Raw genomic sequence first — 15,657 nt, 5'->3', positions numbered from 1 at the left:
CTTGTCCGCTCAAGTCATCGCGATTGACGCAATGGGCGGGGACTTCGGTCCCCGCAGCATTGTTCAGGCCAGTCTCGCTTGCCTTTCTGCTACACCCTCGCTGCACCTGACCCTCGTCGGTCAACCCTCCCTTCTTGAAGAATTGATCAACGGCCAATCGGCTGCCGATCGCGCGCGCCTGACGATTGTCCCGGCGTCCGAAGTCATCACCATGGACGAAAAGCCTGCCCAGGCCCTGCGTGGCAAGCCGGACTCGTCGATGCGTGTCGCCCTTGAGTTGCTGCGTGATGGCAAGGTCCAGGCCTGTGTCAGTGCCGGCAACACCGGTGCCTTGATGGCTCTGTCGCGATTTGTGCTCAAGACCCTGCCGGGGATTGATCGTCCGGCCATGGTCGCCGCGATCCCGACTCAGAAGGGCTATTGTCAGTTGCTTGATCTGGGCGCCAACGTCGATTGCAGTGCCGAGCATCTGTTGCAGTTTGCTGTGATGGGGTCCGTGGCGGCGCAGACGCTGGGCATTGCCCGTCCGCGCGTTGCGCTGCTGAATATCGGCACTGAAGACATCAAGGGTAATCAGCAGGTCAAGCTGGCTGCGACGTTATTGCAGGCTGCGCGGGGCATTAATTACATCGGCTTCATCGAAGGCGACGGCTTGTATCGCGGTGAGGCCGATGTGGTGGTATGCGACGGTTTCGTCGGCAATATCCTGCTCAAGTCCAGCGAAGGCCTGGCGACCATGATCGCTGCCCGCATCGAGGCCTTGTTCAAGAAAAACCTCGCCTCCCGCGCTGTCGGTGCACTGGCGCTGCCATTGATGAAGCGTCTGCAGGCAGATCTGGCGCCGGCGCGACATAATGGCGCAAGCTTCCTAGGCTTGCAGGGGATTGTCGTGAAAAGTCACGGTTCGGCCGGGGTTCAAGGGTTTCAGAGTGCCATTCAGCGAGCGCTGATCGAGATTCAGGAGAATCTTCCCGAGCGCCTGCACGGCCGTCTGGAGGATTTGTTGTCTTAGGCGTTTTCGTCGGACAATGCTTAAATGTGACCGCCCGGTTCAAAGGGCCATCCAACTGTCAGTTTCTTGCGTCCCTCTAGCGGGATGCCATTTTTCCGACGACAAGATCATTAGGGGCTTGTTACATGTCTGCTTCCCTCGCATTCGTCTTTCCAGGACAGGGTTCGCAGTCCCTCGGCATGCTGGCCGAGCTGGGCGCGCAACATCCACTGATCCTCGAAACTTTCAAAGAAGCATCCGATGCTCTGGGCTATGACCTGTGGGCGCTGACCCAGCAGGGCCCGGAAGAGCTGCTCAATCAAACCGATAAAACCCAACCGGCCATCCTGACTGCTTCGATCGCCCTGTGGCGTCTGTGGCTGGCGGAAGGCGGCGCGCGTCCGGCCTTCGTTGCCGGCCACAGCCTGGGTGAATACAGCGCACTGGTCGCTGCGGGCAGCCTGAGCCTGGCCGACGCGGTAAAACTCGTCGAGCGCCGTGGCCAGTTGATGCAGGAAGCCGTTCCGGCCGGTCAGGGCGGCATGGCTGCCATCCTCGGTCTGGAAGATGCCGATGTTCTCGCTGCCTGTGCCGAAGCGGCGCAAGGCGAAGTGGTCAGCGCGGTGAACTTCAACTCTCCGGGTCAGGTGGTGATCGCCGGTGCCAAGGCTGCCGTTGACCGCGCCATCGAAGGCTGCAAGGCCCGTGGCGCCAAGCGTGCCATGCCGCTGCCGGTCAGCGTGCCGTCGCACTGCGAGCTGATGCGTCCGGCCGCCGAGCGCTTCGCCGAGTCCATTGCTGCCATCGACTGGCAGGCGCCGCAGATCCCTGTGGTACAGAACGTCAGCGCCCAGGTGCCGGCGGATCTGGAAACCCTCAAGCGTGATTTGCTGGAGCAACTCTACAAGCCGGTTCGCTGGGTAGAGTCCGTACAGACCCTGGCCGCCAAAGGCGCGACCAACCTGGTCGAGTGCGGTCCTGGCAAAGTGCTGGCTGGTCTGAACAAACGTTGCGCCGAAGGCGTTTCGACTTCCAACCTCAATACCCCAGACGCTTTCGCTGCTGCTCGTGCAGCGGCTGTCTGAATCAGGAGAAGCTTGCATGAGTCTGCAAGGTAAAGTTGCACTGGTCACCGGCGCAAGCCGTGGCATCGGCCAGGCTATCGCACTGGAACTGGGTCGTCAGGGCGCCATCGTTGTTGGCACCGCGACTTCCGCTTCGGGCGCCGAGCGCATTGCTGCGACCTTGAAGGAAAACGGCATTCAGGGCGCAGGTTTCGAATTGAACGTCACCAGCGACGAATCGGTTACTAAGGTGCTGGCAAGCATTCAGGAGCAATTCGGTGCTCCGGTAGCGATTCTGGTCAACAACGCCGGCATCACCCGCGATAACCTGATGATGCGCATGAAAGACGACGAGTGGTACGACGTGATCGATACCAACCTGAACAGTCTGTATCGCCTGTCCAAGGGCGTTCTGCGCGGCATGACCAAGGCGCGTTGGGGCCGAATTATCAGTATTGGCTCGGTGGTGGGTGCCATGGGCAACGCTGGCCAAGTAAACTACGCAGCCGCCAAGGCCGGTCTGGAAGGTTTCAGCCGTGCCATGGCGCGTGAAGTCGGTTCGCGTTCGATTACGGTCAACTCGGTAACCCCAGGGTTCATCGACACCGATATGACTCGCGAGCTGCCTGAAGCACAGCGTGAAGCCTTGCAGACGCAGATTCCGCTGGGTCGTCTGGGACAAGCTCAAGAGATCGCGTCTGTGGTCGCTTTTCTTGCGTCCGACGGTGCGGCATACGTGACCGGGGCTACAATCCCGGTTAACGGCGGGATGTACATGTAATTCAAATGTGACGGATTGCTTCAAAAAAATGTCATACGAGCTGTCTAAAATCCGTTATAAAGCTGCAATCTATTTATAGGCAGAGGGCCGCAGGGTTTGAGGAGTGAAGCTTTCAGTTGAAAAGCTGAAAAGTCTTTCTATACACTTACCCACTGGCCAGCTGCCTGAATTTGTCCATTAGGAGTGAAAACAAGGTATGAGCACCATCGAAGAGCGCGTCAAGAAAATCGTTGCCGAGCAACTGGGTGTCAAAGAAGAAGAAGTGGTTAACGACGCTTCCTTCGTAGAAGACCTGGGTGCCGACTCCCTTGACACCGTTGAGCTGGTGATGGCTCTGGAAGAGGAATTCGAGACCGAAATCCCTGACGAAGAAGCTGAGAAGATCACTACTGTAAAAGCTGCAATCGACTACGTTACTAGCCACCAGGCGTAATAGTTTGTAATCGTTGCTTGCTGTCATGGAAAAACCGCACTGCCATCATGGCGTGCGGTTTTTTCTTTAGGCCTGATGCAAAGTCGTCATTTGAAAAAGGAGAGTGCTGTGTCGCGTAGACGCGTCGTAGTCACCGGTATGGGTATGTTGTCGCCACTGGGCACGGATGTGCCGAGCAGTTGGCAGGGCATTCTGGCTGGCCGCAGTGGCATTGGTCTGATCGAACACACCGACCTTTCTGCCTATTCCACCCGCTTTGGCGGCTCGGTAAAGGGCTTCAATGTCGAGGAATACCTGTCGGTCAAGGAAGCGCGCAAGCTCGACCTGTTCATTCAGTACGGTCTGGCGGCCGGCTTTCAGGCCGTACGCAATGCCGGTCTGGAAGTCACCGATGCCAACCGTGAACGCATTGGCGTGGCCATGGGTTCGGGTATCGGCGGTCTGACCAACATCGAAGAAACCAGTCGCACTCTGCACGAAACCGGCCCGCGTCGGATTTCTCCGTTCTTTGTGCCTGGCTCGATCATCAATATGATTTCCGGTTTCCTGTCCATCCACCTGGGTGCACAGGGACCTAACTACGCCATCGCCACAGCGTGTACCACCGGTACGCACTGCATCGGCATGGCGGCGCGCAACATCATGTACGACGAAGCCGACGTGATGATTGCCGGCGGTGCCGAGATGGCGGCGTGCGGTCTGGGCATGGGCGGCTTCGGTGCTTCCCGTGCGCTGTCGACTCGCAACGACGAGCCGACCCGCGCCAGCCGTCCGTGGGACAAGGGCCGCGACGGCTTCGTGTTGTCCGACGGCGCCGGCGCACTGGTGCTTGAAGAACTCGAGCACGCCAAGGCTCGTGGCGCGACCATCTACGCCGAGCTGATCGGCTTCGGTACCAGTGGCGATGCCTTCCACATGACTTCGCCACCCGCTGACGGCGCCGGTGCTGCACGCTGCATCACCAACGCGCTGCGCGATGCGAAGATCAACGTCGATCAAGTGCAATACATCAACGCTCACGGCACTTCGACCCCGGCCGGCGACCTCGCCGAAGCCAACGCGATCAAGTCGGTGTTCGGTGATCACGCCTACAAACTGGCAGTCAGCTCCACCAAGTCCATGACCGGTCACCTGCTGGGTGCGGCGGGCGCGGTCGAGGCGATCTTCAGCGTGCTGGCGATCAACAGCCAGGTGGCGCCGCCAACCATCAACCTCGATGAGCCGGACGAAGGTTGCGACCTCGATTTCGTGCCGCACACCGCGCGCAACATGGACATCGATGTCGTGCTGTCCAACTCCTTCGGCTTTGGCGGCACCAACGGCACGTTGGCGTTCCGTCGGTTCGCCGGCTGATGGACTGCTGGGTCGACGGTCTGCCGGCTGACGCTCTGTCGCTGAAAGATCGCGGCCTGGCTTACGGCGACGGTCTGTTCGAGACCATCGCCGTGCGAGGTGGCCAGCCGTTGCTGCTGGATCGGCACCTGGCGCGTCTGGCCGACGGCTGTGCGCGTCTGGCCATCGCAGCCGACATCGAGCAGGTTCGCCATGAGCTGCAATCCTATGCCGCCGCGATGGGTGAGGGCGTGCTCAAACTCATCCTCACCCGTGGCGACGGATTGCGCGGTTATGCGCCGGATCCTTCAGCGCAGGGTCGGCGCATTCTGCAAGGCAATCCTCCCGCCGCTTACCCGGCTGCCCACGCCGAGCAGGGCGTTCGCCTTTTCCCGTGCAGCACCCGTTTGTCGATTCAGCCGTTGCTTGCCGGGCTCAAACACCTCAATCGACTGGAGCAGGTCATTGCCCGCGCCGAATGGCAGGACAGTGAGCATGCCGAAGGATTGATGCTCGACCAAGCCGGTCGGGTGATCGAAGGCGTGTTCAGCAACCTCTTCCTGGTGCGTGACGGTGTGTTGATCACGGCGGACCTGAAACGCTGCGGCGTGGCCGGTGTGATGCGCGCAGAAATATTGTTTCAGGCCGAGTCTTTGGGCATCCCCGTGCAAATCACCGACATCCCCCTCGAACAGCTGCAATGGGCGGATGAAGTCTTTGTCTGCAACAGCGTGTATGGCGTCTGGCCGGTACGCGCCTGTGCTGCTCTGAGCTGGCCGGTTGGCCCGCTCACCCGTAAACTGCAAACCATTGCCCGCGCGCTACTGGATGCCTGATTCGTGAGACGTAAACTTTTGCTGCTGCTGGAAACCGGACTGGTTCTGGCAGGGCTGCTGTTGGGCGCCAGCGCCTGGAAGATTCATTCGGCACTGGAACAGCCCCTGAACATCACGCAGGAAGAACTGCTGGATGTGCCCAAGGGATCCACCCCGACCCGTACATTTCTTGGACTCGAAGCCGATGGCGTCATCAAGGACGCGTTCTGGCTGCGGGTCTATTGGCGTTTCAATCTGGCCGGTACGCCGATTCACAGTGGTGAATACCGCATGCAGCCGGGCATGACCGTCAACGGTCTGATCGACCTGTGGAAGCGTGGCGATGTGGTTCAGTACAGCCTGACCCTGGTCGAAGGCTGGAATTTCCATCAAGTGCGCGCCGCGCTGGCCAAGGATGAAAAGATCGAGCAGACCCTCAATGGTCTGAGTGATAGCGAGGTCATGGCCAGAATCGGTCACAAGGGCCTGTTTCCTGAAGGCCGCTTCTTCCCCGACACCTACCGCTTCGTGCGCGGTGTGACCGATACCGAACTGCTGAAAAAGGCCTTCGACCGTCTCGACGAAGTGCTGGCCAAGGAGTGGGAAAAACGCTCCGCCGACGTGCCTTACACCGAGCCCTATCAGGCCCTGATCATGGCGTCGTTGGTAGAAAAGGAAACGGGCGTGCCTCAGGAGCGTGGGCAGATTGCCGGCGTCTTCGTACGTCGCATGGCGCTGGGCATGCAGTTGCAGACCGATCCGACGGTGATCTACGGCCTGGGCGACCGCTACACCGGCAAACTGACCCGCGCCCATCTCAAGGAAGCCACGCCTTACAACACGTACATGATTCCGGGGCTGCCGCCGACGCCGATCGCCATGGTCGGACGTGAAGCCATTCACGCCGCACTCAATCCGGTGGATGGTACCAGCCTCTACTTCGTTGCCCGGGGCGATGGCAGCCACGTGTTCTCCGATGATCTGGACGCGCACAACAACGCGGTGCGCGAGTACCAGCTCAAGCGACGCGCGGATTACCGCTCGAGCCCGGCGCCGGCGAACGCGCCCGAGGCTGCTCCGGCAGCCGAAGAGGCGATTCCTGCCGCCTCACCCGATACCGCACCTGAATCGTCGCCGCAGCCGCCTGCTCAAGCGCCTGCGCTGACGCCGGAACCGGAAGCCTCCGCTCCCCAAAACACGCAATGACTTTGATTAAGGACTGCCTGTGACTGGCTTGTTTATTACCCTGGAAGGCCCGGAAGGCGCCGGCAAAAGCACCAACCGCGAATACCTCGCCGAGCGCCTGCGCGCCGCCGGTATCGAAGTGGTGCTGACCCGCGAGCCCGGCGGTACGCCGCTGGCCGAGCGCATTCGTGAGGTGTTGCTGGCCCCGGTCGACGAAGTGATGAACCCGGACACCGAGCTGCTGCTAGTGTTCGCCGCGCGTGCCCAGCATCTGGCTGAAGTCATTCGCCCGGCACTGGCCCGTGGTGCGGTGGTGCTGTGTGACCGTTTCACAGATTCGACTTATGCCTATCAGGGTGGCGGACGCGGTTTGTCGCTGGAGCGCATCGCGGCGCTGGAGACTTTCGTGCAGGGCGACCTGCGTCCCGACTTGACGCTGATTTTCGATCTGCCGGTGGAAATCGGCCTCGCTCGCGCCAGCGCTCGGGGTCGTCTGGATCGTTTCGAGCTGGAAGGCCGTGAGTTTTTCGAGGCCGTGCGCAGTGCATTCCTCAAGCGCGCCGAAGCTGATCCGGCGCGTTACGTGCGGATCGACGCCGGTCAGCCGTTGGTCAAGGTTCAACAATCGCTGGATACCCTGATTCCGAACTTGCTGGAGCTGAGCCGTGGCTGAGGCCTATCCGTGGCAGGACAGCCTCTGGCAGCAGTTGGCCGGTCGCGCTCAGCACGCTCACGCGTATCTGCTGCACGGGCCGGCCGGGATCGGCAAGCGCGCGCTGGCCGAACGACTGATGGCCAGTCTGCTGTGCCAGCGTCCGACGCCTGAAGCCTGCGGAGAGTGCAAGTCCTGCTTGCTGCTCAAGGCCGGCAGCCACCCGGACAATTACATCCTCGAACCGGAAGAAGCGGACAAGGCGATCAAGGTCGACCAGGTGCGCGATCTGGTCAGTTTCGTGGTGCAGACCGCGCAACTGGGCGGGCGCAAGGTGGTGCTGATCGAGCCGGTGGAGTCGATGAACATCAACGCCGCCAACGCCTTGCTCAAGAGCCTGGAAGAGCCGTCCGGCGATACCGTGCTGTTGCTGGTCAGCCACCAGCCGAGCCGGTTGTTGCCGACCATCAAGAGCCGCTGCGTGCAGCAGGCCTGTCCGCTGCCGAGCGAATCCATGAGCCTGCAATGGCTGGCTCAGGCACTGCCGGAATGTTCCGAAGACGAACGTGTCGAACTGTTGACCCTGGCCGCCGGCTCGCCGTTGGCCGCTGTCACGTTGCAGGGGCAGGGCGTACGTGAACAGCGCGCGCATGTGGTGGAAGGCGTGAAGAAGCTGCTCAAACAGCAGCAATCGCCGACGCAACTGGCCGAGGAGTGGAAAAGCATTCCGATGCTGCGTCTGTTCGACTGGTTCTGCGACTGGTCGAGCCTGATCCTGCGCTACCAATTGACTCAGGATGAAGCAGGCCTCGGCCTGACCGACATGCGCAAGGTCGTGCAGTATCTGGCGCAGAAAAGTGCCCAGGCTAAAGTGCTGGATATTCAGGACTGGATTCTCGCCCAGCGCCAGAAAGTCCTGAGCAAGGCCAACCTCAATCCGGCGTTACTGCTGGAAGCATTGCTGGTGCAATGGGCGAGCTTGCCTGGTCAAAGATAAGAATGTGTACCTAGACTCTGAAGATCAGCAGTGGAGGTCAACATGAATGAACCTGTCAGTCCGGGGCCGCGCAACGGCATTTTGTCCCTGACCATCAAGGACAAGTCGGTCCTTTACGCCGCCTACATGCCGTTCATCAAGAACGGCGGCCTGTTCATCCCGACCAACAAGAGCTACAGGTTGGGCGACGAGGTGTTCATGCTGCTGAACCTGATGGACGAGGCAGAGAAGATTCCGGTGGCCGGCAAAGTGGCCTGGATCACCCCCAAAGGCGCCCAGGGCAATCGCGCAGCCGGAGTCGGCGTGCAATTCAATGATGGCGACAACACCGCGCGCAGTCGCATCGAAACTCATCTGGCCGGAGCGCTGAAATCCGACCGTCCCACTCATACGATGTAAGTTGCAGTCTTTTTTATGCTCGTAGATTCCCATTGTCACCTTGATCGCCTCGACCTTGCCGCTCACGACGGTTCCCTGGATGCCGCCCTGGATGCGGCCCGCCAGCGCGGAGTCGGGCACTTTCTGTGCATCGGCGTCAGCGCCGACAACGCGGCCGATGTCAAAGCCCTGGCCGAGCGTTACGACGACGTCGATTGTTCGGTCGGCGTGCATCCGCTGGATGTGCAGCCGGGCGCGGCGCCGGCGCTGGACTGGCTGCTGCACGAGCTCAATCACCCGAAAGTGGTGGCGATCGGCGAAACCGGTCTGGACTACCACTACGAGCCGGAAGCGGCAGAGCTGCAGCAGGAATCGTTCCGTCTGCACCTGCAAGCCGCACAGCAGACCGGCAAACCGGTGATCATCCACACCCGTGGCGCCCGCGCCGACACGCTCGAGTTGTTGCGCGAAGCTGCGTTGCCTCAGGCGGGTGTGCTGCATTGCTTCACCGAAGACTGGGACATGGCCAAGGCGGCGCTGGACATGGGTTATTACATTTCCCTGTCGGGCATCGTCACCTTCCGCAACGCCGATGCGTTGCGCGATGTGGCGAGCAAGGTTCCGGCCGATCGGCTGCTGGTGGAAACCGATTCGCCGTACCTGGCGCCGATCCCTTATCGCGGCAAGCCGAACCTGCCGCAATACGTGCGGGAAGTGGCAGAGTTTCTGGCGATGCTGCGTGGTGAGAATTACGAGCGCTTTGCCGAGCAGACCACCGAGAACTTCAAGCGACTGTTTCCGCTGGCGAATGTAAAAGCCTGAATCGCAGGCAAAAAAAACCCGGGTTCTGGGGGGTGAATCCGGGTTAAGACCATTAGGAGTAAAACAAAGGCACGCGGTCCCTTGGTACCTTTACCGGCGCGACACTTGGGGGAGATGTCGCCCGACAGTTCAAGTATTGATCAGTCTGGCGCCGAGTCCAGTTGGCCGGCCGGGGTTTTTAAACAAATTTGGAATACGTTCGCTTCGGTTATGTTCTCATTCCCCCCGAAACGTTCGTGAAATGAACAAGAAACACAGATATGGTCGGATGATCCGTGCATTTTTGCGCAAGTTAGGCATAATACGCGGCTTCGAATTTTGACCCCTACAGACCTTTTCTTATGCACAAAGAACCTCGTAAGGTCCGTGAGTTTCGTCGCCGCGAGCAAGAAATTCTCGATACCGCGCTCAAGCTGTTCCTCGAACAAGGTGAAGACAGTGTCACCGTCGAGATGATTGCTGATGCCGTGGGTATCGGCAAAGGCACGATCTACAAGCACTTCAAGTCCAAGGCCGAGATCTACCTGCGCCTGATGCTCGATTACGAGCGCGACTTGAACGAGCTGTTGCACTCGGCCGATGTCGACAAGGACAAGGAAGCGCTGTCCCGTGCCTACTTTGAATTCCGCATGCGCGACCCGCAGCGCTATCGTCTGTTCGATCGCCTCGAAGAGAAGGTGGTCAAGGGCAATCAGGTTCCCGAGATGGTCGAGGAGCTGCACAAGATCCGTGCCTCGAACTTTGAACGCCTGACCCTGCTCATCAAGGGCCGCATCAGCGAAGGCAAGCTCGAAGACGTGCCGCCATATTTCCACTACTGCGCATCCTGGGCGCTGGTGCACGGCGCGGTGGCGCTGTATCACTCGCCGTTCTGGAGCAATGTGCTGGAAGACCAGGAAGGTTTCTTCCAGTTCCTGATGGACATCGGCGTGCGCATGGGCAACAAGCGCAAGCGCGACCCTGAAACGCCGAGCAGCTGAATCATTCAGTTGCCTTATGCGCCGTGTTTTTCGCTACATGGCGCAGTACCGCAGGAATATACTCAGGCATAGGGCTTGCTAAAACTTGAATTGTGAGTCAAGTTTTAGCCGCTCGATTTTCCATCGCCGGAGTGCTTCATGATCGTTGACCGTCAAGGCAGGCGTTTTCGCAATTTGCGGATCAGTCTGACTTCAGCCTGCAATTACGCCTGTACCTACTGCGTGCCCAACGGCAAGCGGCTGGTGGCTGCGCAGGATGAACTGTCGGCCGAGGCCATGGCACGTGGCGTGGCTTATCTGATTGAAGCCGCCGGCATCGAGCGCCTGCGCATTACCGGCGGCGAGCCGCTGGTCAGCCCCAAACTCGAATCGTTCATGAGCGCCGTCGGCAGGATGGGGCTGGAAGACATCAGCCTGACCACCAACGGCCAGCTCCTGGCAAAAAAACTCCCGCTGCTGGTCGATGCCGGCCTGCGACGCCTCAACGTTTCCCTCGATACCCTGGACGCCGGCGCGTTCCGCAGCATTGCCCGTGGCGGTGATCTGGCCACTGTGCTGGATGGCATGGATCAAGCGGCCGCGGCGGGGATGAAGATCAAGGTCAACATGGTGCCGTTGCGCGGGCAGAATCTCGACCAGGTGATGCCACTGCTCGATTACTGCCTCGAGCGCGGTTTTGAGCTGCGCTTCATCGAGCTGATGCGCATGGGCCACCTGGCCACCGATTCCAACGCCTTCCTGCAACAGTTCGTCAGTCTGCAACAGCTGTTGAGCCTGATCGGTGAACATTACGAGTACGCGCAAACCGACGCGCCAGTGGACGCCACGGCGGTTCGCTATGCGATTCCCGGTCTGGGCAATTTCGGCGTGATCGCCAACGAAAGCGTGCCGTTCTGCCGAACCTGCTCGCGCCTGCGCCTGTCGTCCACCGGATGGCTGCATGGCTGCCTGTCGTCGAGCAACCGCCACTACGTCGGTGACCTGCTCGACAAACCACGTCACGAAGCGCTGCCGGCGTTGCAACGATTGCTGGTCAAGGCGCTGGGCGACAAGCAGGAAGTCGCGTTCTCCGGCGGCGCCACCGTCATGAAGATCATCGGCGGCTAGGCCCCAAACCACAAAAGCTTTATTTCAAACCGGATACCTGCACATTTCCACGGACTGGCGCAAAAGCTGCATCCTACGGCCATTCGCCGGTTTTCCGTCACCGGCTTCTGGAGGATTAGGATGCGTAGCCTGGTTTTGCTGCTGGCCGTTTTGGCGCTGGGCGGCTGTATGACTGTCAGTGACATGGCCGAAGGGACTCGCTACCAGATGAGCGACGCGGGTCTGCTGGACCACAGCGATAGCCGTCGCGTAAACAATTTCCGCATTCAGCCGGATTCGTTCATCTACATCGCGCAAGGCTCGTTCGCCCCCCCGGGTGGTTCTTACCCGCGTCCAAACGTCGTCGCCGAAGAGGCCTTCAAAGGCTTCGTCGAATATTTCCCGATGGTCCGCCGCGCCCGAGCGCCGGAAGGCCTCGACCAGGCGATGGGCGAAGCCCGCGACGCCGGTGCCCACTACCTGCTGTACACCCGTTTCGCCAAGGCCGACGATCGCATCGGCAACTCCGATGAGTGGCTGGATGAGGAAGCCGTGGATCGTCTCGGTATCGACGGCGGCGTGATTCAGATCATGTTGATCGAGACCAGCACCCAGTATTTGATTGATACTGCACGGATCAAGAGTCGTGGCGGTTTACTGACGTTCCACGACAACAAGCCCGAAGACCTGATCGGCCCACCGCTGGCGCAGTACGCGCGCAGTTTGCTGGGCGTCGGGGACCAGTAATTCAAGGAGTACGCCATGAGTGGCCCGCAAAAAGCCAATGATCTGTTGGGACAAATCCCCAAAACCAAAGGCTTGCCGCCGGTGCACTTGTGGAACCCGGACTTTTGCGGTGACATCGACATGCGCATCGCCCGTGATGGCACCTGGTATTACCTGGGTACGCCGATCGGGCGCAAGCCGATGGTCAAGCTGTTCTCCACCATCATCCGTCGCGATGGCGATGATTATTTCCTGATCACCCCGGTCGAAAAAGTCGGGATCAAGGTCGATGACGCGCCATTCGTGGCGATTGCCGTCGAGGTGGAAGGCGAGGGGGAGGCGCAGCGGCTGCGCTTTACCACCAATGTCGATGAAACCACCGAGGCCGGTGCGGAGCATCCGATCCGGGTCGAGATCGATCCTGCGACGCAAGAACCTGCGCCTTACGTGCATGTCCGCACCAATCTCGAAGCGCTGATCCACCGCAACGTGTTCTACCAATTGGTCGAGCTGGCGGTCAGTCGTGAGATCGATGGCCAGCGCTGGCTGGGCGTCTGGAGCGGCGGCGAGTTCTTCCGTATCGGCCTTGAGCCATAAAAAACCGCAGTCTGTGAAAGCAGGCTGCGGTTTTTTGTCGTTGACTCTCAATCGTATGATGATTAGCGTAGGCACCCACAGCGAACGGCTTCGGGGTGTCCATGTCGAGCAGTTTTCACGCATCAACGGTTGACTGGCTGGGCGCCTGGATTGCTGCCGGCCAGGTGAAACCGGGGCAGGCGATCAAGGTCGAGGCCGATCTGGGCGAGCAGCTCGGAGTGAGCCGCACCGTGATTCGCGAAGCCATCAAGACCCTGGTCGCCAAAGGCATGCTCGAAGTCGGGCCGAAAGTCGGTACGCGAGTGTTGCCGATCAAGCGCTGGAACCTGTTCGACCCGCAAGTCGTAGGCTGGCTGTCGCGCAGCGGCCTGCCGGAAAATTTCGTCGACGATCTGCTCGACCTGCGCCGCACCATCGAACCGATGGCGGTGCGCTGGGCGTGCGAGCGGGCGACGGTGGAACAGGTGCAAGCCGTGCGGCAGGCCTACAATGCGCTGGAACGGGCGGTCGACAGCGGCATCGATTACAACCGCGCCGACCAGTTCTTCCACGAATGCATTCTCGCCGCCAGCCACAATCAATTCATCGAGCAAATGGTGCCGGCCCTCGGCGCGCTGCTCGCCGTATCCTTCGAAGTTTCCGCTGCCGACCCCGACGAATTACGCCGCACCTTGCCCATCCACAAAGACATGGCCGACGCCATCGCCGCCCGGGATGCCGCGCGCGGGGTATGGGCCTGCATGACCCTGATCGACAATGCCGACCTGGCCATCAAGCGGTTTTACCCGCAGGTGATGGCCGACAAGAAAGCCAGCTGACAAAAACAACAAGACAGGAGGTTGCATGACGTGGACTGCGGTGACAGAGCATCGGGCGCAATTGGGCGAAGGCCCGTTCTGGGACGCACCGACTCAGGCGCTGTACTGGGTCGATATTGCCGGCAGGCAAGCGCTGCGGCTGATCGGGCAGAACGTGCAGATCTGGCAGATGCCGGAACACGTCTCGGCGTTCATTCCCTGCGCCAGCGGCGATGCGCTGGTGACCCTGAGCAGCGGCGTCTACCGACTTGATCTGGATTCTCCCGGACTTGAACCGCGACTGACGCTGTTCTGCGTCGCCGATCCGCAACCGGGCAATCGTGCCAACGAAGCGCGCTGCGATGGTCAAGGCCGCTTGTGGCTCGGCACCATGCAAAACAACATTGGCGAGCAGGGCGAGGACCTGCCGATCACCCGTCGTTCCGGCGGGCTGTTCCGGATTGATCCGGATAAAAGGGTCACACCCTTGTTACGGGGGCTGGGCATTCCCAACACGCTGCTCTGGAGCGACGACGGCACCACGCTGCTGTTCGGCGACAGCCTCGACAGCACCTTGTATCGCTATTTCATTCACACCGACGGCAACCTCGACACTGGCCAGCCTTGGTACAGCGCCGATCAGCACGGTGGCCCGGACGGTTCGGCGATGGACGCCGAAGGCTACGTGTGGAACGCCCGTTGGGACGGCAGCTGTCTGCTGCGCCTGACGCCGGATGGCCGGATCGACCGCAAGATTGACCTGCCGATCAGCCGTCCGACCAGTTGCGTATTCGGCGGAGAAGACCTGAAAACCCTGTACATCACCAGCGCTAAAAGTCCGCTGAACCACCCGCTGGACGGCGCCGTGCTGTCGCTGCGGGTTGATGTCGCCGGAAAGCTCTGTACGCGTTTCGCCGGCTAAATCCCAAAATATGGGATGCAAAATTATATATTGAGATTATTTGGCGGTCGGGTTTATAGTCGGCTCCAGCAGTAACACGCACTCACACTTAAAAAGAACAAAACAGGTGAAGTGATGCAGCGAATTTCCATTGCACTCCACAGCGGAGTCAGCGCTTCGGGCCGTTTCGGTACCGCGGCGTGCGCGCGCCTGTTTTGTTCCATAAGCCTTCCAGACCGGACATCGTCAGATGCCCGGTTTTTTTATGCTTTCGAACAGGAGTCCTGATTCATGGCTGAACCTCTGTCCCTGCCACCGGTGCCTGAGCCACCAAAAGGCGAGCGCCTGAAAAACAAGGTCGTGCTGCTGACCGGCGCCGCCCAAGGCATCGGCGAAGCAATCGTCGCGACCTTCGCCTCGCAGCAGGCCAAACTGGTGATCAGCGATATCCAGGCCGAAAAGGTCGAGAAAGTCGCCGCCCACTGGCGCGAGCAGGGCGCCGATGTGCAGGCGATCAAGGCCGACGTCTCGCGTCAGCAGGATCTGCACGCCATGGCCAAACTGGCCATCGAACTGCACGGGCGCATCGACGTGCTGGTGAATTGCGCCGGGGTCAACGTGTTCCGTGATCCGCTGGAAATGACCGAAGAAGACTGGAAACGCTGCTTCGCCATCGACCTCGACGGCGCCTGGTATGGCTGCAAAGCCGTATTGCCGCAGATGATCGAGCAGGGCATCGGCAGCATCATCAACATTGCCTCGACCCATTCCACGAACATCATTCCCGGCTGCTTCCCGTACCCGGTGGCCAAGCACGGCCTGCTCGGGCTGACCCGCGCGCTGGGCATCGAGTACGCGCCGAAGGGTATTCGGGTCAACGCGATTGCGCCGGGCTACATCGAAACCCAGCTCAACGTCGATTACTGGAATGGTTTCGCCGACCCGCACGCCGAACGTCAGCGCGCTTTCGATCTGCATCCACCCAAACGCATCGGCCAGCCGATTGAAGTGGCGATGACCGCCGTGTTTCTGGCCAGCGATGAGGCGCCGTTCATCAATGCCTCGTGCATCACCATCGATGGTGGTCGCTCGGTGATGTACCACGACTGACAAAAGTGGG

At 60.3% G+C, this 15,657-nt stretch carries 18 protein-coding genes; all 18 read left to right on the top strand.

Going from position 1 to position 15,657, the window contains the following annotated elements; genetic code table 11:
• Position 1 precedes the first annotated feature (1 nt).
• The 18 genes from plsX to QLG12_RS28440 all read left to right on the top strand — a co-directional run bounded on the left by plsX (position 2) and on the right by QLG12_RS28440 (position 15,647).
• Positions 2-1,012, top strand: coding sequence for a phosphate acyltransferase PlsX (gene plsX, locus QLG12_RS28525; protein ID WP_108562971.1), 1,011 nt, complete (start codon positions 2-4; stop codon positions 1,010-1,012).
• Positions 1,013-1,137: 125 nt separating this feature from the next.
• Positions 1,138-2,076 (top strand): ACP S-malonyltransferase, encoded by a 939-nt coding sequence (gene fabD / locus QLG12_RS28520; protein ID WP_197869182.1) that lies wholly within the window; start codon positions 1,138-1,140, stop codon positions 2,074-2,076.
• A 16-nt stretch (positions 2,077-2,092) separates the two neighbouring features.
• Positions 2,093-2,836: a 3-oxoacyl-ACP reductase FabG gene (gene fabG, locus QLG12_RS28515; protein ID WP_007950790.1), complete on the top strand. Its 744-nt coding sequence runs from the start codon at positions 2,093-2,095 to the stop codon at positions 2,834-2,836.
• A 196-nt stretch (positions 2,837-3,032) separates the two neighbouring features.
• Positions 3,033-3,269, top strand: a complete 237-nt coding sequence (gene acpP, locus QLG12_RS28510) for an acyl carrier protein (protein WP_197869181.1) — start codon at positions 3,033-3,035, stop codon at positions 3,267-3,269.
• Between the two features lie 108 nt (positions 3,270-3,377).
• Positions 3,378-4,622: a beta-ketoacyl-ACP synthase II gene (fabF, locus tag QLG12_RS28505; RefSeq protein ID WP_007908259.1), complete on the top strand. Its 1,245-nt coding sequence runs from the start codon at positions 3,378-3,380 to the stop codon at positions 4,620-4,622.
• Positions 4,622-5,437, top strand: coding sequence for an aminodeoxychorismate lyase (gene pabC / locus QLG12_RS28500; protein WP_197869180.1), 816 nt, complete (start codon positions 4,622-4,624; stop codon positions 5,435-5,437). The genes fabF and pabC overlap by 1 nt, the downstream gene beginning before the upstream one ends.
• A 3-nt stretch (positions 5,438-5,440) precedes the next feature.
• On the top strand, positions 5,441-6,622 hold the full coding sequence (gene mltG / locus QLG12_RS28495; RefSeq protein WP_197869179.1) for an endolytic transglycosylase MltG: 1,182 nt from the start codon (positions 5,441-5,443) through the stop codon (positions 6,620-6,622).
• 19 nt (positions 6,623-6,641) lie between these two features.
• Entirely contained in the window at positions 6,642-7,274 is a 633-nt protein-coding gene (gene tmk / locus QLG12_RS28490; protein ID WP_197869178.1) for a dTMP kinase, read from the top strand.
• Positions 7,267-8,250, top strand: coding sequence for a DNA polymerase III subunit delta' (locus tag QLG12_RS28485; protein WP_197869177.1), 984 nt, complete (start codon positions 7,267-7,269; stop codon positions 8,248-8,250). Before tmk ends, QLG12_RS28485 begins: the two co-directional genes overlap by 8 nt.
• Before the next feature lie 42 nt (positions 8,251-8,292).
• A complete protein-coding gene (locus tag QLG12_RS28480; protein WP_007908272.1) occupies positions 8,293-8,649 on the top strand; it encodes a PilZ domain-containing protein in 357 nt (118 codons plus the stop codon).
• Positions 8,650-8,664: 15 nt separating this feature from the next.
• On the top strand, positions 8,665-9,450 hold the full coding sequence (locus tag QLG12_RS28475) for a TatD family hydrolase (RefSeq protein WP_236193989.1): 786 nt from the start codon (positions 8,665-8,667) through the stop codon (positions 9,448-9,450).
• Positions 9,451-9,791: 341 nt separating this feature from the next.
• On the top strand, positions 9,792-10,430 hold the full coding sequence (locus QLG12_RS28470) for a TetR/AcrR family transcriptional regulator (RefSeq protein ID WP_007950805.1): 639 nt from the start codon (positions 9,792-9,794) through the stop codon (positions 10,428-10,430).
• Positions 10,431-10,568: 138 nt separating this feature from the next.
• The gene (locus QLG12_RS28465) at positions 10,569-11,537 is read left to right on the top strand and encodes a radical SAM protein (protein WP_064383475.1); all 969 of its coding nucleotides are present in this window, start codon (positions 10,569-10,571) and stop codon (positions 11,535-11,537) included.
• Between the two features lie 120 nt (positions 11,538-11,657).
• Positions 11,658-12,263, top strand: coding sequence for a DUF4823 domain-containing protein (locus QLG12_RS28460; protein WP_064598539.1), 606 nt, complete (start codon positions 11,658-11,660; stop codon positions 12,261-12,263).
• 15 nt (positions 12,264-12,278) lie between these two features.
• Positions 12,279-12,839 carry a DUF1285 domain-containing protein gene (locus tag QLG12_RS28455; RefSeq protein WP_085696984.1) on the top strand — a complete coding sequence of 187 codons (561 nt, stop codon included), beginning with the start codon at positions 12,279-12,281 and terminating at the stop codon, positions 12,837-12,839.
• 101 nt (positions 12,840-12,940) lie between these two features.
• Positions 12,941-13,657 (top strand): FadR/GntR family transcriptional regulator, encoded by a 717-nt coding sequence (locus tag QLG12_RS28450; RefSeq protein ID WP_064383471.1) that lies wholly within the window; start codon positions 12,941-12,943, stop codon positions 13,655-13,657.
• Positions 13,658-13,682: 25 nt separating this feature from the next.
• Positions 13,683-14,558 carry an SMP-30/gluconolactonase/LRE family protein gene (locus QLG12_RS28445; protein ID WP_197869174.1) on the top strand — a complete coding sequence of 292 codons (876 nt, stop codon included), beginning with the start codon at positions 13,683-13,685 and terminating at the stop codon, positions 14,556-14,558.
• 270 nt (positions 14,559-14,828) lie between these two features.
• Positions 14,829-15,647, top strand: a complete 819-nt coding sequence (locus tag QLG12_RS28440) for an SDR family oxidoreductase (RefSeq protein ID WP_011335425.1) — start codon at positions 14,829-14,831, stop codon at positions 15,645-15,647.
• Positions 15,648-15,657: the final 10 nt, after the last annotated feature.

Source organism: Pseudomonas sp. V88_4 (assembly GCF_029967985.1).
GTDB classification, from domain to species: Bacteria; Pseudomonadota; Gammaproteobacteria; order Pseudomonadales; family Pseudomonadaceae; genus Aquipseudomonas; species Aquipseudomonas glycinae.
The sequence above is the reverse complement of the archived record's forward strand: the minus strand, read 5'-3'. Positions and strand labels throughout refer to the sequence as shown.